Annotated in this window: 22 protein-coding genes and 1 other RNA gene; 11 read left to right on the top strand and 12 right to left on the bottom strand. The window is 62.6% G+C overall.

What is annotated here, in order from left to right:
• The first annotated feature begins 4 nt into the window (after positions 1-4).
• Both LQ249_RS30080 and LQ249_RS30075 read left to right on the top strand, forming a co-directional pair.
• Positions 5-2,506, top strand: coding sequence for a fimbria/pilus outer membrane usher protein (locus tag LQ249_RS30080; RefSeq protein ID WP_206614657.1), 2,502 nt, complete (start codon positions 5-7; stop codon positions 2,504-2,506).
• Entirely contained in the window at positions 2,496-3,044 is a 549-nt protein-coding gene (locus tag LQ249_RS30075; protein WP_128192380.1) for a hypothetical protein, read from the top strand. Before LQ249_RS30080 ends, LQ249_RS30075 begins: the two co-directional genes overlap by 11 nt.
• On the opposite strand, the gene LQ249_RS30070 is transcribed toward LQ249_RS30075, so the two are convergent.
• From LQ249_RS30070 to LQ249_RS30055, 4 genes are read right to left on the bottom strand one after another with little or no spacing between them, the layout of a single operon-like run.
• Entirely contained in the window at positions 3,016-3,753 is a 738-nt protein-coding gene (locus tag LQ249_RS30070) for an amino acid ABC transporter ATP-binding protein (RefSeq protein ID WP_017845136.1), read from the bottom strand. The two genes, LQ249_RS30075 and LQ249_RS30070, sit on opposite strands and share 29 nt — an antisense overlap.
• Positions 3,740-4,390, bottom strand: coding sequence for an amino acid ABC transporter permease (locus tag LQ249_RS30065; RefSeq protein WP_046381686.1), 651 nt, complete (start codon positions 4,388-4,390; stop codon positions 3,740-3,742). The genes LQ249_RS30070 and LQ249_RS30065 overlap by 14 nt, the downstream gene beginning before the upstream one ends.
• Complete coding sequence (locus LQ249_RS30060) at positions 4,387-5,055, bottom strand: amino acid ABC transporter permease (RefSeq protein WP_046381687.1); 669 nt, start codon at positions 5,053-5,055, stop codon at positions 4,387-4,389. The genes LQ249_RS30065 and LQ249_RS30060 overlap by 4 nt, the downstream gene beginning before the upstream one ends.
• 21 nt (positions 5,056-5,076) lie before the next feature.
• On the bottom strand, positions 5,077-5,862 hold the full coding sequence (locus LQ249_RS30055; protein ID WP_046381688.1) for a transporter substrate-binding domain-containing protein: 786 nt from the start codon (positions 5,860-5,862) through the stop codon (positions 5,077-5,079).
• A 255-nt stretch (positions 5,863-6,117) separates the two neighbouring features.
• On the opposite strand from LQ249_RS30055, the gene LQ249_RS30050 reads away from it, so the two are divergent.
• The 6 genes from LQ249_RS30050 (at position 6,118) to LQ249_RS30025 (ending at position 13,392) form a co-directional block, all read left to right on the top strand.
• On the top strand, positions 6,118-6,813 hold the full coding sequence (locus LQ249_RS30050) for a FadR/GntR family transcriptional regulator (protein ID WP_017845132.1): 696 nt from the start codon (positions 6,118-6,120) through the stop codon (positions 6,811-6,813).
• Between the two features lie 121 nt (positions 6,814-6,934).
• Positions 6,935-7,264 carry a thioredoxin TrxA gene (gene trxA, locus LQ249_RS30045; RefSeq protein WP_046381690.1) on the top strand — a complete coding sequence of 110 codons (330 nt, stop codon included), beginning with the start codon at positions 6,935-6,937 and terminating at the stop codon, positions 7,262-7,264.
• A gap of 234 nt (positions 7,265-7,498) precedes the next feature.
• Positions 7,499-8,758, top strand: coding sequence for a transcription termination factor Rho (rho, locus tag LQ249_RS30040; protein ID WP_017845130.1), 1,260 nt, complete (start codon positions 7,499-7,501; stop codon positions 8,756-8,758).
• A 157-nt stretch (positions 8,759-8,915) separates the two neighbouring features.
• Positions 8,916-10,898, top strand: coding sequence for an acyltransferase family protein (locus LQ249_RS30035; protein ID WP_232566087.1), 1,983 nt, complete (start codon positions 8,916-8,918; stop codon positions 10,896-10,898).
• Positions 10,899-10,957: 59 nt separating this feature from the next.
• The gene (gene ubiD / locus LQ249_RS30030; protein WP_046381692.1) at positions 10,958-12,424 is read left to right on the top strand and encodes a 4-hydroxy-3-polyprenylbenzoate decarboxylase; all 1,467 of its coding nucleotides are present in this window, start codon (positions 10,958-10,960) and stop codon (positions 12,422-12,424) included.
• The gene (locus LQ249_RS30025) at positions 12,424-13,392 is read left to right on the top strand and encodes a CDP-6-deoxy-delta-3,4-glucoseen reductase (RefSeq protein WP_017845123.1); all 969 of its coding nucleotides are present in this window, start codon (positions 12,424-12,426) and stop codon (positions 13,390-13,392) included. Before ubiD ends, LQ249_RS30025 begins: the two co-directional genes overlap by 1 nt.
• 38 nt (positions 13,393-13,430) lie before the next feature.
• Here the strand turns inward: LQ249_RS30025 and LQ249_RS30020 are convergent, their stop codons facing one another.
• Positions 13,431-13,913 carry a hypothetical protein gene (locus LQ249_RS30020; RefSeq protein ID WP_017845122.1) on the bottom strand — a complete coding sequence of 161 codons (483 nt, stop codon included), beginning with the start codon at positions 13,911-13,913 and terminating at the stop codon, positions 13,431-13,433.
• Between the two features lie 240 nt (positions 13,914-14,153).
• On the opposite strand from LQ249_RS30020, the gene LQ249_RS30015 reads away from it, so the two are divergent.
• On the top strand, positions 14,154-14,807 hold the full coding sequence (locus tag LQ249_RS30015) for a gamma-glutamylcyclotransferase (protein WP_017845121.1): 654 nt from the start codon (positions 14,154-14,156) through the stop codon (positions 14,805-14,807).
• 105 nt (positions 14,808-14,912) lie between these two features.
• On the opposite strand, the gene LQ249_RS30010 is transcribed toward LQ249_RS30015, so the two are convergent.
• Positions 14,913-15,899 (bottom strand): NADPH:quinone oxidoreductase family protein, encoded by a 987-nt coding sequence (locus LQ249_RS30010; protein WP_017845120.1) that lies wholly within the window; start codon positions 15,897-15,899, stop codon positions 14,913-14,915.
• 150 nt (positions 15,900-16,049) lie between these two features.
• On the opposite strand from LQ249_RS30010, the gene LQ249_RS30005 reads away from it, so the two are divergent.
• Positions 16,050-16,457, top strand: coding sequence for a flagellar basal body-associated protein FliL (locus LQ249_RS30005; protein ID WP_046488859.1), 408 nt, complete (start codon positions 16,050-16,052; stop codon positions 16,455-16,457).
• Between the two features lie 96 nt (positions 16,458-16,553).
• Here LQ249_RS30005 and LQ249_RS30000 read toward each other — a convergent pair whose 3' ends face one another.
• From LQ249_RS30000 to LQ249_RS29985, 4 genes are all read right to left on the bottom strand, one after another.
• Positions 16,554-17,672: an ABC transporter permease gene (locus LQ249_RS30000; RefSeq protein WP_057003992.1), complete on the bottom strand. Its 1,119-nt coding sequence runs from the start codon at positions 17,670-17,672 to the stop codon at positions 16,554-16,556.
• Positions 17,672-20,389 (bottom strand): ribosome-associated ATPase/putative transporter RbbA, encoded by a 2,718-nt coding sequence (gene rbbA / locus LQ249_RS29995; RefSeq protein WP_057004028.1) that lies wholly within the window; start codon positions 20,387-20,389, stop codon positions 17,672-17,674. The genes LQ249_RS30000 and rbbA overlap by 1 nt, the downstream gene beginning before the upstream one ends.
• The gene (locus LQ249_RS29990; RefSeq protein ID WP_057003991.1) at positions 20,386-21,351 is read right to left on the bottom strand and encodes an HlyD family secretion protein; all 966 of its coding nucleotides are present in this window, start codon (positions 21,349-21,351) and stop codon (positions 20,386-20,388) included. The genes rbbA and LQ249_RS29990 overlap by 4 nt, the downstream gene beginning before the upstream one ends.
• 139 nt (positions 21,352-21,490) lie before the next feature.
• The gene (locus LQ249_RS29985) at positions 21,491-21,940 is read right to left on the bottom strand and encodes an EVE domain-containing protein (protein ID WP_057003990.1); all 450 of its coding nucleotides are present in this window, start codon (positions 21,938-21,940) and stop codon (positions 21,491-21,493) included.
• Between the two features lie 195 nt (positions 21,941-22,135).
• On the opposite strand from LQ249_RS29985, the gene LQ249_RS29980 reads away from it, so the two are divergent.
• Positions 22,136-22,285 (top strand): hypothetical protein, encoded by a 150-nt coding sequence (locus LQ249_RS29980; protein WP_090234720.1) that lies wholly within the window; start codon positions 22,136-22,138, stop codon positions 22,283-22,285.
• A 7-nt stretch (positions 22,286-22,292) separates the two neighbouring features.
• Here LQ249_RS29980 and LQ249_RS29975 read toward each other — a convergent pair whose 3' ends face one another.
• Together LQ249_RS29975 and ssrS are read right to left on the bottom strand one after the other, a co-directional pair.
• The gene (locus LQ249_RS29975) at positions 22,293-22,922 is read right to left on the bottom strand and encodes a 5-formyltetrahydrofolate cyclo-ligase (protein WP_057003989.1); all 630 of its coding nucleotides are present in this window, start codon (positions 22,920-22,922) and stop codon (positions 22,293-22,295) included.
• Between the two features lie 57 nt (positions 22,923-22,979).
• A non-coding RNA gene (ssrS, locus tag LQ249_RS29970) (6S RNA) lies at positions 22,980-23,158 on the bottom strand.
• Positions 23,159-23,163: the final 5 nt, after the last annotated feature.

Raw genomic sequence — 23,163 nt, 5'->3', positions numbered from 1 at the left:
GCTTATGAAAAACCTGTCGAGTAATACGCCTGCGGTTTCCATCCGGTCTCGCCGCCCCACGCTGCTCATCGGGTTTGCGACCCTGTGGAGCTTGCCCGGCCTGGCTCCAGCTCTGGAGTTGGGCGAGGGTTTCGACCTCGCGGCACTGACCACCCACGGTATTGACCCGAAGGTCTCCGACTACTTCCGCAGTGCGGCGCGTTTTCGCGAAGGCGTCCAGGTGGTGGGGCTGCGGGTCAACGGGAACCCGCTCGGGTCAGTCGATGCGCGGTTCGACGCACAGGGGCAATTGTGTTTCACCCCGGGCTTGCTCGAGAAAGCCGGGTTGGTGCAGCCCCGCGCCGTTGTCCGCAAAGGCGTGTCACCGGACCAGGCCTGCCATGACTTTCTGGGCGCCTTCCCGACGACGATGGTTCGGCTCCGGCCCGGCATCGATGAGGTGGCACTGGTGGTGCCGACCCAGTCATTGCGTGAACCCCAGTGGGAGGCCGGGGACTTTGCCCAGGGTGGCGCAGCGGCGATGTTCAACTATGACGTGCTGGGTTTCGACAACCGTTCGCGCAGTGAGTCCAGCCGGTTCGTGTCGGCCTACACCGAAGCAGGCTTCAACCTGGGCGACTGGATTGTCCGCAGCCGCCAATTCTATGTGTCCGACAATGGCGACGCGCGCACCGAACACCTGTACGCCTTCGCCCAGCGGGATCTGGCCGCGCTGCGATCGACGTTCCAGGTGGGCCAGCTCTCCAGCAACAATCCGCTGTTTGGCGGCATCCAGTTGTCCGGTGTGCAGTTTTCCCCCGATGGCCAGTCGCGGGTGCCGGCGGGCGGCAATAATGCGGTGGTCGAGGGGCTGGCCCAGAGTCAGTCGCGGATTGAAGTGCGCCAGTCTGGCGTGCTGATCCATAGCACGCTGGTGCCCGAAGGCCCCTTCCGGCTGACCGGGTTGCCTTTGCTCAATGGCACCAGCGACCTCGAAGTCAGCGTGATCGATGTACGCGGCGCCAAGCGCAGTTTCGTGGTGCCGGCGGCTTCGTTCGCGGGGGCAGCCCCGGCGGTGCCTGGCTATTATTTTTCGCTCGGCAAGGTGCGCGAAAACAACGACGCGCAGGCGCCGTCGCCGGTGGTCGCCATGGGCAGCGGCACCTGGGGCCTGGGGCGTGATTCGTCGGCGGGGTTTGGCTTATTGAGCACCGATGAATACTGGTCGGCAGGCGGCACCCTGAGCAGCGTCTTTTTCCAACGGGTTGCGGTTGGCGCTCGCCACAATGTGTCCCGAGACGGCCGTAACGCGGTGTCGGGTTCGCGTAGCAGCGTGTCCGCGAGCAGCCCGGTCTACGCCAATATAGACGTCAACTTCAGCGCCACCACCCAGACCCGGGGGTATCGCGAGGTGCTTGAAGCGGGCCGCTCGTTCAAGGCCGACGAGTTGGGTTCGCGCTTCAAGAACCAGTACACGGCGGGCATGAGCTGGGCCGATCCAACCTTGGGCGTGTTCTCCCTGGGTTATTCGCGCAGCGCGCAATTTGACCGGCAAACGGCCGAGCACGTATTTGCTTCGTGGAACAAGTCGTTCAGTCACGTCGATGTCGCTTTGATCGCCGACTCGCAGGTGGGCGGCACGCGGCCACGGCGTGACGCCAGCGTTGCCGCCGGCCGGCGCGATAGCACGGTGGACAATGATCTGTCGGTACGGTTGCAGATCAGCGTGCCGCTGGGCGGTGATCGTCGTGTGAACAGCTACGTCAGCCGGCGTGGTCACCAGTCCCGCGCTGGCACGGCACTCAGCGAACGGGTCAATGACTATGTGAATTACGAGGTGGGTGTCGAGCGCGACCTCAGCGCCCGCGAACAAGCGGTTCGCGGCCATGTGGACCTGCTGCCGCGCTACACCCGCGTCGGCCTGGGCGTCAGCCGAGATGCCCAGGGCACCGGTTATACGGGGCAACTGCAAGGCGGCATCGTCGCGCACGAAAACGGCCTGACCTTCTCGCCCTATCCCGTGCAGGACACGTTCGGCATCGTCTCCGTGGGGGATATCGGCTCCGCGAAAGTCGAAACCCCCCAGGGGCCGGTGTGGACCGACTTCACCGGGCAGGCCGTGATTGCCGGCTTGCCCGCGTATGCCAACAGCCGCGTCGAAGTGCAGACGCAGTCGTTGCCCAGGCGGGTTGACCTGAAGAACGGCACCCAGGTGCTCGCCGCCGGTCGCGGGTCCTTCAATACCGTCGCGTTCGATGTGGTGACAGTGCGCCGCGTGTTGCTCACCGCCAGCGATCAGCACGGTCAGCCGTTGCCCCAGGGCGCGTCGGTGTTCGGCCAGGATGGCCGCTTCCTCACCAGCGTGGTGGGCGAAGGCATGATTTTCCTGAATGACGTCAATGAGTCGCAAAGCCTGCGGGTTTCGTTGCCGGACTCTTCCACCTGCCAACTGAGCCTTGACCCCGGAACCCAGCCTGACCATGACAAGTTCTATGAGACCACGACGGCGGTGTGCCATGGCCGCTAAGTGGAGAAGCGCGGGCGTCGTCCTGTTCTGCGCGCTGTTGATGGCCCAGGGCGTGCGCGCTGAAAACTGCCGGTTGTCCGTGAGCCAGCCGCGCCTCGACTATGGCGTCATTCGCAGGGAGGCCGTTGTCCAAAGTACCTCCGTGGTCCTCGGCACCCGCACGCTGCACCTGAACGTCGTGTGTACGCAGCCTTCGATGATAGCGTTGCGCTTCATCGGTGCGGTGGATGGGCAAGGTTTCCGGTTTGACCGCCAGGGGCGTATGCGCCTGAGTCTCAAGCATGCCCAGGTCGATGGGCGCGCCGTCGAGTGGGGGGTGGCGCACTTGCCCGGTGAAACCGTCAGCGGGGCGTTGTTGCCGGGGCAGGTCCTGGTGGCACGCGCAGCAGGTCAAGCGCTGGTCGGCCAGCGCCTGACGGCCCAGGTCGATGTCGATATCGACCTGCCTTCCGATGCCCTGCAGGTCCGCGATGAAACGCGGCTGGAGGGGCGGGGCACCTTCGAGCTGGTCAGCCCGGCTGCCCCACCGAGCCGATGAAGTTGGCCAGTTCGGGGGTGCGGGGGTTGGCGAACAGCGCCTGGGGCGGGCCCACTTCATGCACCTTGCCCTGGTGCATGAACACCAGTTTGTCCCCGACTTCGCGGGCGAAACGCATTTCGTGGGTCACCATGATCAGGGTCATGCCGTCCTTGGCCAGTTGGCGCACCACGCTAAGCACTTCATTGACCAGTTCCGGGTCCAGCGCCGAGGTGATCTCGTCGCACAGCAGCACCTTGGGCGACATGGCCAGGGCGCGGGCTATCGCGACGCGTTGTTGCTGGCCACCGGACAGGCGATCAGGGAAGGCGTCGAACTTCTCGCCCAGGCCGACCCGCTCCAGCATCTGCCGCGCCAACTGGGCGGCCTTGGCCTTGGGCACTTTCTGCACCACCTGCGGCGCGAGCATGACGTTTTCGCCCACCGTCAGGTGCGGGAACAGGTTGAACTGCTGGAACACCATGCCGACTTTCTGCCGCAGGCTGCGCAGGTCGGCGCGGGCGGCGTCGAGGTATTCGCCGTCGACTTCGATCACGCCGTCGTTGATCGACTCCAGGCCATTGAGGGTGCGCAGCAAGGTCGATTTGCCCGAGCCGCTGCGGCCGATGATCGCGACGACCTGGCCTTCTTCAACGGTCAAGTCGATGCCCTTGAGCACATGGTGATCGCCGTAATACTTATGCAGGGCGGAAATTCTAAGCAGAGGCATGCAGTCTCCTTTCCAGGTAGCGCGCACTGAGGGACAAGGGGTAGCAGAGCAGGAAGTAACCGAGGGCCACCAGGCCGTAGACCATAAAGGGCTCGAACGTGGCGTTGGCGAGCATGCCGCCGGTCTTGGTCAGTTCGGTGAAGCCGATGATCGAGGTCACCGCGGTGCCTTTGACCACTTGCACCGAGAACCCCACGGTAGGCGCCACGGCAATCCGCAGGGCCTGGGGCAGGATCACGTAGCGCAGCTGTTCCAGCGGGCTCAGGGCCAGGCTGGCCGAGGCTTCCCACTGCCCGTGGGCGATGGAGTCGACGCAGCCGCGCCAGATCTCGGCGAGGTAGGCGCTGGTAAACAAGGTCAAGGCAATCGCCGCCGCCAGCCAGGGCGAGATATCCACCCCGAGCAGGGCGACGCCGAAAAACACCAGGAACAGCTGCATCAACAGCGGCGTGCCCTGGAACAGTTCGATATAGGTGCGGGCGACATTGCGCGGGAAGGCTTTGCGGCTGATACGCATCGTCATCACCAGCAGGCCGATCAGGCCACCGCCCACAAACGCCACCAGCGACAGCAACAGTGTCCATTGCAGGCCGACGAGCAGGTTGCGCACGATGTCCCAGAAGGAAAAATCACTCATCGGCTGTTCCTCATCACAAACCGGCGGCCGATCCAGTTGAGCAACTGGCGAATCATCAACGCCATGCACAGGTACACCAGGGTGGTCAGGGCATAGGTCTCAAAGGCGCGGAAGTTGCGCGACTGGATGAAGTTGGCGGCAAAACTCAGCTCTTCGGTGGCGATCTGCGAACACACCGCCGAGCCGAGCATCACAATGATGATCTGGCTGCTCAGGGCCGGCCACACCTTGCCCAGCGCCGGCAGCAGCACCACATGGCGGAACGCCTCGAAGCGCGTCATCGCCAGGGCGGCGGCAGCCTCCAGCTGACCACTGGGGATCGCCTGGATGCCGGCGCGGATGATCTCGGTGGAATAGGCGCCCAGGTTGATCACCATCGCCAATACCGCCGCTTGCCACTCGGTGATTTTCAGCCCCAGGGAGGGCAGGCCGAAGAAGATGAAAAACAACTGCACCAGAAATGGCGTGTTGCGGATCAACTCGACATACACCCCGAAGAACCAGGCGAACGGCTGGATTTTCCACGCCCGCACCACTGCGCCGACGGTGCCCAGGGCCACCCCCAGGATTGCGCCGATCGCCGTCAGTTCAAGGGTGAACAGGGCGCCGCGCAACAGCAGGTCGGTATTGGCCAGCACCGGCACAAAGTCGAATTGATAGGCCATGAATCAGCTCCGTCGCGGGCTTCAGAGATCAGCAGGCAGAGGTTCTTTCAGCCACTGCATTGCATTCTTTTCCAGGCTGCCGTCAGCCTTGGCCGCCACCAGGATCTGGTTGACCTTCTCCAGCAGCGCCGGCTCGTTCTTGTTCACGCCCACGTACACCGGCGAATCCTTGAGCTTCACTTTCAGCGCTGGCACGCGTTTCGGGCTGCGCTCGCTGATCGCAACCATCACCACGTTGCCGCTGGCGATCAGGTCGACCTGGCCGGCCAGGTAGGCGGCGATGGTCGAATTGTTGTCTTCGAAGCGCTTGATCGTGGCTTCCTTGGGCGCGACGGCCGTCAGCTCGATGTCTTCGATGGCGCCGCGGGTCACGCTGATGGTCTTGCCCTTGAGGTCGTCGGTGCTGCTGATGGCGGCGTCAGGCGGGCCGAACACGGCCAGGTAGAACGGCGCGTAGGCCTTGGAGAAGTCGATGACCTTTTCCCGCTCGGGGTTCTTGCCCAGGCTGGAAATCACCAGGTCGACCTTGCCGGTCGTGAGGAACGGGATGCGGTTGGTGCTGTTGACCGGGGTCAGCTCCAGTTTGACCTTGAGCTGGTCGGCCAGCAGCTTGGCGGTGTCGATGTCCAGGCCGCGTGGTTTCATGTCGGGGCCGACCGAGCCGAACGGCGGGAAGTCCTGGGGCACGGCGACCTTCAAGGTGCCGCGGGCAACGATATCGTCCAGACCGTTGGCCTGGGCGGGTGCCTGGCTCAGCATCAGGCTGGCAAACAGGGCGGTGAGCAGGGCGCTGTAGCGCTTGGTCATGGGAACTCTCCGAGAAGGGCGAAGGGGCATTCTGTTTTTGCCCAGTGCACAGCCCATGCCATCCCGGCTCGGTTCGTCTGCAAGGCCGGGATTTGTTGAGCTTCGGTGGTCTTACTGGTCTGAACAGTGAGCGCGGGTTTCGCACCTTTTTCGAGCGCCGCCCAAAGCGCGCGAGCCCCTTTGGGGCGTGGCTTGCCGCCGGGCGCGAATAGCTTTACAACTAGCCGCTCAGTTGTCTGGAACCTTGAGTTTTTTATGAATTCCATCGCCCAAGCGGTACCGGAAGCGGCCTTGCAGGCCATCCGCAAACTGATCAAGGAGCAAGGCTTCGGGCCGGGCGACGCACTGCCGTCCCAGCGCGACCTGGCGCTGCAGTTGGGCGTGAGCCGGGCGTCATTGCGCGAAGCGTTGTCGTCCCTGAGTGCCTTGGGGGTGGTCAGCGTGCAGCCGGGCAAAGGCGTGTTCGTGCAAGAGGCACAGGAGCCGCCGGGGTTTGCGTGGCCCTTCGCGGCCCAGGCGACGCCGCTGGATATCTTCCAGTTGCGCTATGCCCTGGAAGGGTTTGCGGCAGGGTTGGCGGCCGTCACGCTGACCATTGATGAACTGGATAGCCTGGAAGAGAATGTCGAAGCCATGCGCAAGGTGCTCAAGGCCGGCGACTTCGAAGCGGCCGCGCGGCTGGACTTCGAATTCCACCAGCGCATCCTCCTCGCCAGCGGCAACCAGGCGATGGTCAGCATCCTGAGTGCCAGCGCCGAGGTGTTCCTGGAGAGCCAGAAGCTACCGTTCATCCGGCCAGAGCGGGCCATGGAAACCTGGCAGGAGCACCGCAGAGTCTTGCGCGCCCTGGCCCGGCGCGCGAGCGCGGCGGCGCAGAAAACCATGCAGGAACATGTACGTAATGCGGCGTTGCGCACCGGGATTGCTTTCGTGACTCCCGTAGCGCCGTGAGCGAGGCGATACCCAAACTCATGCGCCACCATAGCAAGACTCAATCAGAGGCGGCTTCCTGAACGAGGGAAGGGCAGCTATGATGGGCCACGTTTTTTTTGCTTACAATCCGGAGACATCCATGAGCAACGATCTTATCAAGCACGTCACCGACGCGACCTTTGAGGCCGAAGTACTCAAGGCTGCTGGCCCGGTGCTGGTTGACTACTGGGCTGAATGGTGTGGCCCTTGCAAAATGATCGCTCCGGTTCTGGACGACATTGCAACCGAGTACGACGGCAAATTGACCATTGCCAAGCTGAACATCGACGAAAACCAGGAAACCCCGGCCAAGCATGGCGTGCGTGGTATTCCGACCCTGATGCTGTTCAAGGACGGCGAAGTCGCAGCGACCAAAGTGGGCGCGCTGTCGAAGTCCCAACTGGCTGCATTCATCGACGTGAACCTCTAAGCGCCGTCAAAAAAGCCCCGCAAATTGCGGGGCTTTTTCGTGAAACAGGGCTAGACGCTCCGAAACTCAGGTGGTACATTCGGCCCCGCACTGGTTTCTCCACTGCCCCCTGCAAGCCGTCGCCGACGCATTCCTTTTCGATTAGTACGCGATCCTGTCGCCTTCTCTGCGGCGCGGCCTCATTAAGCCAAAAGCTTAATTTCCCCCCTCCATAAATGATTACGTCATTCCTATATGAATCTGACTGAACTCAAGCAAAAGCCGATTACCGAACTGCTCGAATTGGCCGAACAGATGGGCATAGAAAATATGGCCCGTTCGCGCAAGCAGGACGTGATTTTCTCCTTGCTCAAAAAGCACGCGAAAAGCGGCGAGGAAATCTCCGGTGATGGCGTGCTGGAGATTCTCCAGGACGGCTTCGGCTTCCTCCGCTCTGCAGACGCTTCCTATCTCGCCGGCCCAGACGATATCTACGTCTCGCCGAGCCAGATCCGCCGCTTCAACTTGCGCACCGGTGACACCATCGTTGGCAAGATCCGTCCTCCGAAGGAAGGCGAGCGTTATTTCGCCCTGCTCAAGGTCGACACGATCAACTTCGATCGTCCAGAGAACGCGAAAAACAAGATTCTCTTCGAGAACCTGACCCCGCTGTTCCCGACCGTGCGAATGAAGATGGAAGCCGGCAACGGTTCCACCGAAGACTTGACCGGTCGTGTGATCGACCTGTGCGCCCCGATCGGCAAGGGCCAGCGCGGCCTGATCGTCGCACCGCCGAAAGCCGGTAAGACCATCATGCTGCAGAACATTGCAGCGAACATCGCACGTAACAACCCTGAAGTTCACCTGATCGTGCTGCTGATCGATGAACGTCCGGAAGAAGTGACCGAAATGCAGCGCACCGTGCGCGGCGAAGTGGTTGCCTCGACGTTCGATGAGCCGCCAACCCGCCACGTGCAGGTTGCCGAAATGGTGATCGAGAAGGCCAAGCGCCTGGTCGAACACAAGAAAGACGTGGTGATCCTGCTCGACTCCATCACCCGTCTGGCCCGTGCCTACAACACCGTGATCCCGAGCTCCGGCAAGGTATTGACCGGTGGTGTCGATGCCCACGCCCTGGAGAAACCGAAACGTTTCTTCGGCGCCGCGCGGAATATCGAAGAAGGCGGCTCGCTGACCATCATCGCCACCGCGCTGGTTGAAACCGGCTCGAAGATGGATGAAGTGATCTACGAAGAGTTCAAGGGTACCGGCAACATGGAACTGCCCCTGGACCGTCGCATCGCTGAAAAGCGCGTGTTCCCGGCGATCAACATCAACCGCTCCGGCACCCGCCGTGAAGAGTTGCTGACAGCCGACGACGAACTGCAGCGCATGTGGATTCTGCGCAAGCTGCTGCACCCGATGGATGAAGTCGCGGCCATCGAGTTCCTGATCGACAAGCTGAAAACCACCAAGACCAACGACGAGTTCTTCCTGTCGATGAAGCGTAAGTAATACGACGTTTCAGGTCAAAAAAAATGGCGCCCTCAGGGTCGCCATTTTTTTTGCGTCGAAATTGAGTGGGTTTTATGTCATAAGTATCCGTTAAGTAACAAAAAGTATGCGCGCGCCTGTTTTCGCCTCCATTCGTAACATATTGACCACAATTCTTATGACCACTCTTGCTTACCGAAGAGACATCGACGGCCTGCGTGCCGTTGCTGTCCTTGCTGTCGTGCTGTTCCACTTTGGCGTTCCTGGGATCACTGGCGGCTTCGTCGGTGTGGATGTGTTCTTCGTGATTTCCGGCTTCCTGATTACCTCGATCATCTGGCGCGAACGCCAGGCCGGGCGTTTCAGTTTCGTGGAGTTCTGGGCACGCCGTGCGCGGCGCATCTTGCCGGCGCTGTTTGTGATGATGGCGGCGACGCTGGCGGTGGGCTGGTTTCTGCTGATGCCCAAGGACTATGAGGCGTTGGGCCGCTCGGCGCACTATCAGGTGACCTTTACCTCGAACCTCCTGTTTTCCCGCCAGCACAGTTATTTCGACACGGCCTCCGACATCAAGCCCTTGCTGCACACCTGGTCGCTGGCAGTGGAGGAGCAGTTCTACATCCTGTTCCCGCTGCTGCTGGCCCTGCTTTCAAGCCGTTTGAAACATTGGCGCCTGGTGTTGTTCGCGGTGCTGCTGGTGTCGTTTGGCATGAGTGTCTGGGCGGTTTCCCATCAGCCGCAGAAAGCCTTCTACCTGCTGCATATGCGTGCCTGGGAATTGCTGGCCGGCGCCATGCTGGCGGTCATGCCGAAGGTTGAGTGGCGCGCCTCGCCGCCCCTGGCGCAAGCGGTCAGCCTGGCTTCTCTGGCATTGATCCTGGCCGCCATATTCGGTTTCGACCGGCATACACCGTTCCCTGGCGCGGCCGCTTTGCTGCCGGTGCTGGGCGTGGTCGGGTTGATCTGGGCCAATGGGCAGCAAGCCACCTGGGTCGGGCGGCTGCTGAGTTCGCGGCTGATGGTGGGCCTGGGGCTTATTTCTTATTCCTGGTACCTGTGGCACTGGCCGGTGTTCGTGTACGCCAACTACGCAGCGGTTGATGGCTTGAGCGTGGCTGAATTGGCCGGGTTGATGCTGCTGAGCCTGGTGCTGGGTTATTTGTCCTGGCGCTTCGTGGAGGCGCCATTCCGGGAAAAACGTCTGCTGGCCGGGCGCAAGGCGATCCTGGCTGGCGCCGCGGCCGGTATTTTGTGTCTCGGCCTTACTGGCCTGGCATTGCGGGAAGCCGATGGCGTGCCGTGGCGCCTGTCCGAACAGGCATTGCGTTATGCCCAGGCGAAGAAGTGGAGCCCGGAGCTGACGGCCTGCCTGGCGGACAAGAACACCCCGGATGAGCGGCTGTTCTGCCATTTCGGCCCACAAAGCCACTCGGTGTCCGCGCTGGTCTGGGGCGACAGCCACGCCACCGCATTGATTCCGGCGCTGAAGGATGCGGCCAAACGGCACGATATCAGTCTGGTCCAGGCCAGTTTCGCCGGTTGCGTACCGTTGGATGGGCTGGAGGATATTGCCCAGTGCGCGCATTTCAACCAGCGCGTCGAGCAGGCCCTGGCCGCACAGTCGTTCAGCGATGTGGTGCTGGCGGCGCGCTGGAGCCTGTACCTCTATGGGCAGATATCGGGCGACAAGGAACATGCGCTCAAAGACCCGGGCACCGGCAAGTACGTGCGTGCCGTGGCCGAGCAGCGTTTCGAACAGGGCCTGCGTGAACGCATCCAGGGGCTGCGCGCCGCCGGGCACCATGTGTGGCTGATCAAGGAAGCACCGCTGCAGGAAATCATCGTGCCGTACCGCCTCAGTCGCCTGGCCATGATGCACCGGCCGGTGGACGGCGAAGGGCTCCCCGTGGCGGAGCACGAGAAGCGCCAGGCCTTTATCACTCGACTGTTTGACGAGCTGGCCGCCGCCGACAGTGGTGTCTCCGTGCTGGACCCCGCGCCCCTGCTGTGCGGCGCCGACGGCCTGTGCCGGGTCGAGCTCGACGGCCGCGCGCTGTACACCGACGATAACCACCTCTCCGACGTCGGCGCGCGACATGTCCAGGCGTTCCTGGAACCGCTGTTCCGTTCGCTGCAATCACGGGGGCTGACGGCCAATTAAGCTGCCAGCCGTCCTCAGAGCAGGTAGGATGTACGCCTATTTTACGGGTGGCATGGTTAATGAAATTCAAGGATCTTCGGGATTTCGTGCAGCAACTTGAGCAGCGCGGAGAGTTGAAACGCATCCACGTGCCGGTTTCGCCGGTGCTGGAAATGACTGAGATTTGCGACCGTACCCTGCGCAACAAGGGCCCGGCGCTGCTGTTCGAGAACCCGACCGGTTTTGATATCCCGGTGCTCGGCAACCTGTTCGGCACCCCCGATCGCGTGGCCTTTGGCATGGGCGCCGAGTCGGTCAGCGAATTGCGCGAGATCGGCAAGTTGCTGGCGTTCCTCAAGGAGCCCGAGCCACCCAAGGGCTTGAAGGACGCCTGGTCGAAGCTGCCGATCTTCCGCAAGATCATTGCCATGGCGCCCAAGGTGGTCAAGGACGCGGTGTGCCAGGAAGTGGTCATCGAAGGTGATGACGTCGACCTGGGCATGCTGCCGGTGCAGACCTGCTGGCCCGGCGATGTCGGCCCGCTGATCACCTGGGGCCTGACCGTCACCAAGGGCCCGAACAAGGATCGCCAGAACCTCGGCATCTACCGTCAGCAAGTGATCGGCCGCAACAAGGTGATCATGCGTTGGCTGAGCCACCGCGGCGGCGCGCTGGACTTCCGTGAATGGTGCGAAAAGCACCCCGGCAAGCCGTTCCCGGTCTCTGTGGCCCTGGGCGCCGACCCGGCCACCATCCTCGGCGCCGTGACCCCGGTGCCGGACAGCCTGTCCGAATACGCCTTCGCCGGCCTGCTGCGCGGCAACCGCACCGAGCTGGTGAAGTGCCGTGGCAACGACCTGCAAGTGCCGGCCACCGCGGAAATCATCCTCGAAGGCGTGATCCACCCCGGCGAAATGGCCGACGAAGGCCCCTACGGCGACCACACCGGCTACTACAACGAAGTCGACAGCTTCCCGGTGTTCACCGTCGAGCGCATCACTCATCGGATCAAGCCGATCTACCACAGTACCTACACCGGCCGTCCGCCGGATGAGCCGGCGATTCTCGGTGTGGCGCTGAACGAAGTGTTCGTGCCGATCCTGCAGAAGCAGTTCCCGGAAATCACCGACTTCTACCTGCCGCCGGAAGGCTGTTCGTACCGCATGGCCATCGTGACCATGAAGAAGTCGTACCCAGGCCATGCCAAGCGGGTCATGCTCGGCGTGTGGTCGTTTTTGCGACAGTTCATGTACACCAAGTTCGTTATCGTCACCGACGACGACATCAACGCCCGCGACTGGAACGACGTGATCTGGGCCATCACCACGCGCATGGACCCCAAGCGCGACACGGTGATGATCGACAACACGCCGATCGACTACCTCGACTTCGCCTCGCCGGTCTCGGGCCTGGGCTCGAAGATGGGCCTGGATGCCACGCACAAATGGCCGGGTGAGACCACCCGCGAGTGGGGCAGGGTGATCGTCAAGGACGAAGCCGTGACGGCGCGTGTCGATGCGATCTGGAAAGAGTTGGGAATAGATTGATGCGTGTGACCCTGCAACCTTCCGGCGCCGTATTGGAGCTGGTCCCCGGTGAGCGAATCCTCGAAGGTGCGCGCCGCCTGGGCTACGAATGCCCGCAAGCCTGTCGCAATGGCGTGTGCCACGTGTGCGCGGCGCTGTTGGTGGACGGCCGGGTGCGGCAGTCCGGTGAAATACGCGACCACGGTGAGTTCTACACCTGCATCGCCGAGCCGCTGGAGGATTGTGTGGTGTTGTGGGATGGCGTGCTGGCGCCGGGAGAGTTGCCGTTGCGCAAGTTGTCGTGCCAAGTGAGTGAATGCGTGCAAGTCGGTGGCGATGTATGGCGCGTGCGCTTGCTCGCCCCGGCCGGCAAGGCCGTGCGTTACCACGCCGGGCAATACCTGATGATTGAACGGGATAACGGCGAGAAGTCGGCGTTTTCCCTGGCTTCGGCGCCCCACGCCGGACGCGAACTGGAACTGCACGTGCTGGCCCGCGAGGACAGCGCGCGCAATCTGATCGAGCAATTGCAGCGCAACCGGATGGCCCGCATTGAGCTGCCGTTTGGCGATACCCACCTGGCCGAGCTGCCCGATGGGCCGTTGGTGCTGATCGCTGCGGGCACCGGCATGGCGCAGATGCACAGCCTGATCGAGCACTGCCGCGCCACCGGCTTCAAACACCCGGTGCATCTGTATTGGGGCGTGCGGCGTCCGGAAGATTTCTACGAGATCGAGCATTGGGATCAATGGCTGCAGCTGCCCAACCTGTTCTTGCACAAAGTGGTCAGTGACCTGTGCGGCTGGGAAGGACGCTGTGGGCTGTTGCATGAAGCGGTGTGCGAAGACATCCACGACCTCAAAGGCGTGCATGTCTACGCCAGCGGTTCACCGGCGATGATCTACGGCACATTGGATGCGCTGGTGGCTGCGGGCATGGATGCACACCAGATGCGCGCCGACGTATTCGCCTACGCCCCGCGGCCCTGAAACCTGCGCCGGCTCTGGTGGAGGAGCTGGCGTCGCTGTCAGAAACGCACGCCGGTCGTGATCATCGCCGCATTGAACCCCAGCAGCACCAACTCCGCCGCCACCGGCCCGTAATGGGTGCCCACGGACGGTATGATCACCGGCGCCACGCCGAAACGGTTCAACGGGATTTTGTCGCGGTACTTGCCGCGATAGCCCTGGATCGCCCCGCCGGTCAGTTTCAGATACACCGGATAGTCGGTCATGTCATAGCGTTTGCCCGCGTAGACGTAGTACGAGCGTTGGCTGAACGAGTTACGGAACGTCGCCGCCCCATACACCAAACCTGACGCTTCATTGCGCTCCAGGCCAAGCAAATCCTGGTTGTTGTTGTGGTCCGGGTCGGGGGAGAAGTGCCGGGTGTAGACGCTGGTCTGTGCATACCAGAAGCCCTTGTCATCGTCGACGGGCGGGGTTTCGACAGCGAGAGCGGTGGTGGCCTGGGCCAGGAGCAGCAGGCCCGGCAATCGTAATTTTTTCATAGGTGCGACCTCGAGTAATCGGTGTGAGGGGTGACCGACTGAGTCGTGCCAGCTGCGCTATTTTGACGGTCAAGCGCTTTGCCGGGCTGAACCGGAGCTGAAAATACTGGGATTGCTTCTGGAGAATGCGGTGGTCGTTCAGCCTATTGTACTTTTTTGCCGTATGGTCACAGCAGCGCGTTTTATTACGGTAGAGTTGCTAACAATTGGTAACACATAGGAGGCGAGCCACTTTTCGCCATGACCGCCATCGAATCCGATCTTTTGCAATTGGCTTACCCTCCGCGGCTCGATCTGGGACCGCAACTCACGCACGAACAGTTGATGAACTCGATGCAGGCCACCATGGCCCGGCATAAGGGCGGGCCGGTCTGGCTATTCGCTTACGGTTCGCTGATCTGGCGGCCGGAATGTTCATCGACCGAGCGGGTTCGGGCGCGGGTCCATGGCTATCACCGTGGTTTGTACCTGTGGTCCCACGAGCATCGGGGTACGCCGGAGTTGCCCGGGTTGGTGTTCGGCCTGGATCGTGGCGGCTCGTGCAGCGGGTTTGCCTACCGCCTGCCGGAAGATCAGTTAGAAGCCTCGCTGTACGCCTTGTGGCAGCGCGAAATGCCTTACCCCTCCTATCGGCCGCACTGGCTCAGTTGCCGTCTGGAAGATGGCAGTCGGGTGCAGGCATTGGGGTTTGTATTGGAGCGGCACCTGCCGAGCTACGCTGGCAATCTGCCCGACATCGTGCTCAGCCACGTGCTGCAAAGCGCTTGCGGGCGTTACGGCACGACGCGCGATTATGTCGAGCAGACCGTCAACGCCCTGCGCAGCCACGCCATGCCAGACAAAAACCTGGAGGCGCGGCTCAAGCGTTGTGCCAAGGATTGCTCAGGCGATTAACGCGCCAAACGCAGGAAATATGAGCCAATGCATGTTCTCTACGAACATGTCGCGAATAGACAGGTGATGGTCGAGGACACCGCCCCTCCCACATTCAAGCGCATTTCACCTCGGCAGGCGGGTTTGCACGACCACCTTACCCACCGCCTTGCGCTGCCCCAGGTCATTGATCGCCTGGGCCGCCTGTTCCAGCGGATACACCTGCGACACCAGCGGTTTCAACTTGCCCTCGGCATACCAACCAAACAGCTGCTGGAAGTTTGCCGCATTGTCCTGCGGCTGGCGCTGGGCGAACGCGCCCCAGAACACTCCGACCACGGCCGCGCCCTTGAGCAGCGCCAGGTTCACCGGCAGCTCCGGAATGCGCCCGCTGGCAAAACCCACCACCAACAGGCGGCCGTTCCAGGCGATGGCGCGGATGGCCTGGTCAAACAAGTCGCCGCCCACCGGGTCGTAGATCACGTCGGCGCCGTTCCCGTCGGTCAGGCGCTTGACCTCATCTTTCAGGCTGGCTTCGCTGTAGTTGATCAGCTCATCGGCGCCGGCAGCCTTGGCCACCGCCAGTTTGTCGGCGCTGCTGGCGGCGGCGATGACCCGGGCGCCCATGGCCTTGCCGATTTCCACGGCAGCGAGGCCCACGCCGCCGGAGGCGCCGAGGACCAGCAAGGTTTCGCCGGGCTGCAGGTTGGCCCGTTGCTTCAGCGCATGCATCGAGGTGCCGTAGGTCATGCTGAACGCGGCGGCGGTGTTGAAGCCCATGCTGGGCGGGATCGGCAGCACGTTATAGCCGGGCACCGCGACCTGCTCGGCAAAACTGCCCCAGCCGGTCAGGGCCATCACGCGGTCTCCAACCTTCAGGTGGCTGACCTTTTCCCCCACTTCACTGACCACGCCCGCCGCTTCGCCACCCGGCGAGAACGGGAACGGCGGCTTGAATTGGTACTTGCCCTCGATGATCAGCGTGTCCGGGAAGTTGACCCCGGCGGCATGCACGTCCAACAGGATTTCGTTCTTCTTGATCGCCGGGCTGGCGATGTCTTCCAGCACCAGGGTTTCGGCGGGGCCGAAGGCTTTGCACAGCACAGCTTTCATCGGACTATTCCTTTTGGTGTCGTGGCCGATAAGTGTAGGAGGGTATGCCCGTGGGTCAACGAGCATGCCCGGGCCTGATAAGTCGCCATAAGCTTGTGCTCTGCCTTGCTAGCGTTATGCTACTGGGCTACCGAATGTGAGGAATGAACTGTGAAAGCGTGGATTCTGTTGATGCTGGCCCTGACCTTGCCAATGGCGGCCCAGGCGCAAGAGGCGAAAGAAGGCGAGGCGCCGAAGGTCAGCTATATCAGCCTGGCCCCGCCGTTCGTGGGCAACTATGGCTTGGACGGTACGTCCAAGCTCAAGGTGTACAAGGCCGATATCGCTCTGCGTGTGACCGGCACCGAAGCGGCCGCCGCCATCAAAGCCAACGATGCGTTGATTCGTAATCAACTGGTGGCGCTGTTCACCCAGCAAACCAACGAGACCATGAGCACGGTTGAGGGTAAGGAAAAACTGCGCCAGGAAGCCCTGAAGCAGACCCAGCAAGTGATGAACGACGAAACCGGCAAGCCGGTGGTGGAAGACCTGTTGTTCAACAACCTGATCATCCAATAGTCACGGCGCGACGATCGCAAGCAAGCCCGCTCCCACAAGGGAATGCGTTCCACCTGTGAGAGCAGGCTTGCCTGCGATAGCGGCCGGGCAGGCACCTCAAGACGCCAGGCTCTTGCGGAACCGCGCCAGCGCCACCAAAAAGAACAGCAAGCCAATTCCCGCCAGCGCCAGCATGTCCGGCCACACCACGCTCATGCCCGCATCGCGGAACAGGATCGCCGCGCTCAGGCTCACAAAGTGCGTCGACGGCGAGGCCTGCATCACCCACTGCAACCATTCGGGCATGCTGTCCAGCGGCGTGCTGCCGCCGGAGAGCAACAGCATCGGGATGATCACTGGGATTGCCAGCAAGCCGAACTGCGGCGTCGAGCGGGCGAGGGTGGCGAGGAAGATCCCCAGGGCGGTGCTGGCAAACAGGTACAGCGCGGTCACGAACAGAAACAGGCTCAGCGACCCGGCCAGCGGCACGCCGAGCATGCCCTTGACCACCACTTCCAGTGACACCCAGGTACACAGCACCACCACCAGCAGGTTGCTCCAGATTTTCGCCAGCATGATTTCCAGTGCCGTCAGCGGCAGCACCAGCAAATGGTCGAGGGTGCCATGTTCGCGCTCGCGCAGCAGCGCGGTGCCGGTGAGCACGATGGCGAGGATGGTGATGTTGTTGACGATCTGGATGACTGCGAGGAACCAGCCGCCCTCCAGGTTGGTATTGAACAGCGCCCGCGTTGTCAGCAGCGCCGGCGCTTTGCTGGCGGAGTCGGCCTGGCCGCTGTAGGTCAGCAGCTCGCGTTGGAAAATCCGTGAGATGTAGCCGGCGCCCATGAACGCCTGGCTCATCGCCGTGGCATCGACGTTCACCTGCACATCGGGCTCGCGACCGGCTAACAGGTCGGCCTGGAAATTCGCCGGTACGTTGATCACGAACGTGTACTGGCCGCTGTCCATGACCTTATCCAACTGGTCATACGCCAACGGCACGGGTGACTGGAACTCGGGCGGCTGCAACGCCTCGGCCATCTGCCGCGAGATCGCGCTGTGGTCCTCGTCGACAAACGCTACGCTGGCGTTGTGTACGCCAATCACCGAGCCGGCCGCGGGCATGTAGATCGCGACCGTGAAGGCGTAGAACAGAAACAGCAGCAGCACGCTGTCGTGGCGCAGGCTGGTCAGTTCCTTGATCCCCAGGCGCAGGATGTGCGCGAACTTATGCATCAAGCCTCCTGCTTCTTCAGCATGATCAGGCTAAGCCCGGTAAACCCGAGGAAAAACCCGAACAGCGCCAGGCACTGCGGCCACAGTTGCCGCAGGTCGAGGGCCTTGGTGAACGTGCCCACCGCAATATCGAGAAAGTGCCCCGCCGGAAACAGCGTGCCCATCACCGCCGCCGCACCTTCCAGGGACGAACGCGGCACGATCAGCCCGGAGAACTGGATGGTCGGCAGGCTGGTGATGATCATGGTGCCGAGGATCGCGGCGATCTGGGTGCGGGTGAACGCGGAAATCAGCAGGCCCATGCTGGTGGTGGCGAGCACGTACAGCAGGCCGCCGAACGCCAGGGTCAGGCCGCTGCCCTTGAATGGCACGCCGAACAGCCAGCGGTTCATCGCGACCAGCACCGCCAGGTTGATCAGGCTCACGGCCAGGTACGGCGTCTGTTTGCCCAGCAGGAATTCCAGGCGGGTCAGGGGCGTGGCGTAGAAGTTGGTGATCGAACCCAGCTCCTTTTCGCGCACGATGCCCAGGGCGGTGAGCATCGCCGGGATGAAGGCGAGGATCAGTGCCATCACGCCTGGGCCGATGGCGTTCACACTGACCACATCCTGGTTGTAGCGAAAGCGGGTTTCGAGCTTGGCCGCACCTTGGCTGTTCTGCGGCTGGCTGCTCAGCTCGGCCAGTTGCTGCAGGTTGGCCTGGTGGACCGCTTCTACATAGTTCCGGCTGGTTTCCGCGCGAAACGGCATGCCGCCGTCGAGCCAGGCCGCCACGCTGGGTTGGCGGCCGGCGTAGAGGTCACGACCAAAACCGGGCGGGATTTCCAGGGCCAGTTTGATTTCCGAACGTTGCAGGCGCCGGTGCAGCTCGTTGGCATCCTGGATCGGCGTTTGTTCGGCGAAATAGCGTGAGCCGCGAAACGCCTCCAGGTAGGCGCGGCTTTGCGGGGTCTGGTCCTGGTCGTAGACGGCGAAGGCGAGGTTTTCCACGTCCAGGGAAATGCCGTAGCCGAAGATCACCATCATGAACATCGCCCCGAGCAGGGCGAAGGCCATACGCACCTTGTCGCGCAGCAGTTCCTTGCCTTCACGGCTGGCCACGGCCAGCAGGCGCGACAGGCTGAAGCCGCGCTTGCTCACCGGCGGCGTGCTGGTTTCGCTGACGGTGGCGGTGGGCGCGGTAGGTTCGGCCTCGCCCTGGGCTTGCTCCAGGCACGTGACGAACGCGGCTTCGAGGGTGTCGCCGTGGAATTGCTGCTGCAGCGCGTCGGGCGTGTCGCAGGCGAGCACCTTGCCGGCGTGCATCAGGGAGATGCGGTCGCAACGCTGGGCTTCGTTCATGAAGTGGGTGGACAGAAAGATCGTCACCCCTTGTTCGCGCGACAGTTCGATCAGCAGCCGCCAGAAGTCATCCCGCGCCGCCGGGTCGACGCCCGAGGTCGGCTCATCGAGGATCAGCACTTCAGGACGATGCAGCACCGCCACGGCCAACGACAAGCGCTGACGCAAGCCGAGGGGCAGTTCGCCCGACGGCTGCTCGGCCACCTCGCTGAGGTCGAAACGCTGGATCAGCTCGTCGATCCGCTTGCCGCTGTCGACTTTGGGCAAATCGAACAACTGCGCGTGCAGCACCAGGTTCTGAAGCACGCTGAGTTCGCCATACAGCGAAAAGCTCTGCGACATGAAACCCACACGCTTGCGGGTGGCCAGGTCCTTGGCGTTCACCGGGTTGCCCAGCAACGTGGCACTGCCCTCGGTGGCCGGCATCAGGCCGGTGAGGACTTTCATGGTGGTGGTCTTGCCGCAGCCGTTGGAGCCGAGAAAACCGAAGATCTCGCCCCGGCCGATGGCGAAGCTGACTTTATCGACGGCGGTGAAGTCGCCAAAGCGCAGGGTCAGGTCGTGGGCTTCGATGGCGATATCGGTGTTGTTGCCTGCGCGCGGCGGGATGACCAGCGGCTGGTTGTCGTGGGCGCTGTCGCCCTGGAAGTGGGTGAAGGCTTCGTCCAGTTTGCCGCTGGGGGTCACTGCCGCCAGCTCACTGCTCAAACCGTCGGCGATCAGTTTGCCGCGGTCGAGCATCAGGCAATGTTCAAACTGCTCGGCCTCTTCCATGTAGGCCGTGGCCACCAGCAGCGTCAGTTGCGGACGCTCGCTGCGCACGGTTTCGACCAGTTCCCAGAAGCGCCGACGGGACAGCGGGTCGACCCCGGTGGTGGGCTCGTCGAGGATCAGCAGGTCCGGATCGTGGATCAGCGCGCAGCACAGGCCGAGTTTCTGCTTCATCCCGCCGGAGAGTTTGCCGGCCGGCCGTTCGGCGAAGCGTTCGAGGTCGGTGGCCAGCAGCAGGTTGTGCATGCGCTGGTCGCAATCGGCTTTGGACAGGCCGAACAGCGTCGCAAAGAAGCGGATGTTTTCGCGGATGGACAGTTCGGGGTACAGGTTGCCGCCCAGGCCTTGAGGCATGAAGGCGATGCGCGGGTACAGGCTGTTGCGGTGGCGGCGGTTGGCGATGGAGCCGCCGAGCACCTCCAGTTGGCCGTCTTGGAGTTTTTTAACCCCGGCGATCAAGCCCAGCAGGCTCGACTTGCCGGCGCCATCCGGGCCGATCAGCCCGCAGCGCGTGCCCGCGGGCAGGCTGAAGGCGATATCGACCAGCGCCTGTTGTTTGCCGTAGCGGTGCTGGATGCCGGTGGCGTGCAGCGCCAGATCGGTCATTGCAGGTTGGCCGGCCATGGGATGTCAGCCGTGCGAATGTAGCCGGCGCCGGGCATGCCCGGTTTGGCCTGCGGCACGGCGCTGGGTTGGGTCAGGCGCAATTTGACGCGGAATACCAGTTTCTGGCGTTCATCGCGGGTCTCCACCTCTTTGGGGGTGAACTGCGATTTGGCCGCGACGAAGCTGATTTTGGCCGGCAGCGATTGGCCGGGGAGCGCGTCGAGGAGGATGCGCGCATCGCTGCCGACGGTCAGGGCGCCGGTCACCGAGGCGGGCAGGTAGAGGTTCATGTACTGATCCTCGGGGTCGATCAGCAGCAATACGCGCCCGCCGGCGCCGAGCACTTCGCCCGGCTCGGCCAGGCGCAGTTGGATAATGCCGTCGATGGGCGCGCGCAGGCTGCTGTCGTCGATTTCGCTGGTGAGCTGCGCCACCTGGGCCTGGGCGGCGCCGATCGCGGCCTTGGCCGAATTGACCTGGGCCTGGGCGGCGACCACGGCCGCATTCCCGGTGTTCTGGCGCGACTGTTGTTGGTCGATCAGTTGGCCACTGGCGAAGCCGCGTTTGTACAGCTCCTGGGTCCGCTGGAGTTCCTGGTGGGCAAGCAGTTGTTCGCTCTGACGCAATTGCACATTGGCCTCGGCGGCGGCGAGGTTTTCCCTGGCCCGCAGCACTTCGGCTTCGGCCTGGGCGCGCTGGGCTTCCAGGGTGCGGGTGTCCATGCGCGCGAGCAGTTGGCCCTTGAGTACCTTGTCGCCTTCATCCACCCGCACTTCTTCCAGACGCCCGGGGATCTTGGCGGCGATCTGCACTTCGGTGGATTCCAGGCGGCCATTACCCATGCTCAAGCCTTCGGGCAGACGGTCCTGGGTGGATTTCCAGTAACCGAAACCGCCGGCGGCGAGCAGCAACACAATCAGGAGGGTGGCAAACAGCTGGGAGGTGCGGTGGTTCGTGGACATAGATGCTTCCTGCGGTGTTAGCGTCCTAGTCTGACGGGTTCGGCCCGAGGGCGCTTGATGCGGGTCAAATGAAGCGCAAGCCTAACCCGGTTGCGCTGCAGATGCATGCGTCGGGCGCGTGACTGCAAGGTTCTGCGGTTCAGCCCAGCGCGAGGACCGCCGACCATTGCTCGGCGGTCACCGGCATCACTGACAGACGGCTGCCTTTTTGCACCAGGGGCAGTTCGGCCAGGGCGATTTGCTGCTTCAGATAGCCCAGGCCGAGCACCTTGGGAAACGTCTGGACGTGGGCCACGTCGATCGCGCTCCACGGGTTTTTGTCCGGGCTGGCCTTGGCGTCGAAATAGTGGCTGGAAGGTTCCAGCGCGGTGGGGTCGGGATACGCCGCCACGACGATTTTGCCGATGCCGGCAATGCCAGGCTCGGGGCAGCTGGAGTGGTAGAAGAAAAACTCATCGCCCACCGCCATCGCACGCAGAAAGTTGCGCGCCTGATAGTTGCGAACCCCGTCCCATCGCGCTTCGCCGAGGTGTTCCAGGCCGGTGATGGAGAGTTCGTCGGGCTCGGATTTCATCAGCCAGTAGGCCATTGGGGGGCTCCTGAAAAAGGCGTTGGACAGGTTGTGGGGCAATTGCATGACAAACCGACGGTCGGTTGGCGTCAAGGTTTGCGTGTTGGTTCACGTTAACGCAGAATGCCGGGATTTTAAGCTTGACGCAGCTGCAACGGACTACTTTGGAACGTTGTTGTCATCGTGTACGAGGTGCCTGAAGGGGGGCAATCGATGCAACGCAAACCGGATTTACTATGGATACTGGTTATTTTGTTTGGTCTGGGCGTCGTGACCACCGGGTATGCGCAAAGCTTATGGTCGAACAAGACCGATGCGCCCGTTGAACTGACCCAGCAGCCGCTACAACCGTTCAAGCGTTAACCCTTCTTCAGGGCGTCGCGGGTTCCAGCGACGCCTGTGCGATATACCACTGCTTATCGGTGACGGTGCCCGCCAACGGCACATCCCAACTCGCCTGCACCAGCTGTTCGACTTTCTGGCATTCATGGGCCAGGCCCAGCAGCGTCGGCTTGCGCCAGTGCTGGCGGCGCGCCAGGTAAGCCAGGCTGCGGTCATAAAAACCGCCACCCATGCCCAGCCGTCCCCCCGCGTCATCGAACCCCACCAACGGCAATAGCACCAGGTCCAGCGCCAAGACCTTGCGCTGGCGGCGGACATTCACTCGTGGTTCAAGTATGCGAAAGCGATTGGGCTGCAACTTCTCCCCGGGGCGAACGCGCTGGAACACCATCTTGGTCCGTGGCCAGGCGCTGAGCACCGGCAGGTAAGTGGCCTTGCCCCGCCGCTGAGCCGCACGCAGCAGCAAGCGCGGATCGATTTCACCGTCCGTCGGCAGATACAGGGAAATATGCTTGGCCCGGCGAAACAGCGGGTGCTGTGCCAGTTGCCGATACACGCCTTGGGCGGCTTTTCGCTGCTCGCTTGGCGTGAGTGCGCGGCGGGCGTTGCGCAACATGCGTCGAAGTTGCGGACGGGAAAGCGGCGCAGGTTCGGTCATGGTTTTTCGGCTCATAAAACAATGCCAGTCCTGGGACTGGCATTGAGTTTGGGATTCAGGCTCCCCGACAGAACCGCTGTCGACTAAGCCCTTGAACCCGAAAGTTCAAGGTGGAAGAAGCAGTAGGCTTTAAGGCTTTCCGTCTAGCGGACATGCACACCAGCCAAACGTGCAACTTCCAGGGTAGTGCGAATCGGCTCCGGGACATCGCCGACTGGCAAGCACGCCAGGGAGTGGGGCG

Origin of the sequence: Pseudomonas sp. 7-41 (genome assembly GCF_021233075.1) — a bacterium.
GTDB classification, from domain to species: domain Bacteria; phylum Pseudomonadota; class Gammaproteobacteria; order Pseudomonadales; family Pseudomonadaceae; genus Aquipseudomonas; species Aquipseudomonas veronii.
Note: the sequence above shows the minus strand (reverse complement) of the source record. Positions and strands in the feature narration are given on the sequence as shown.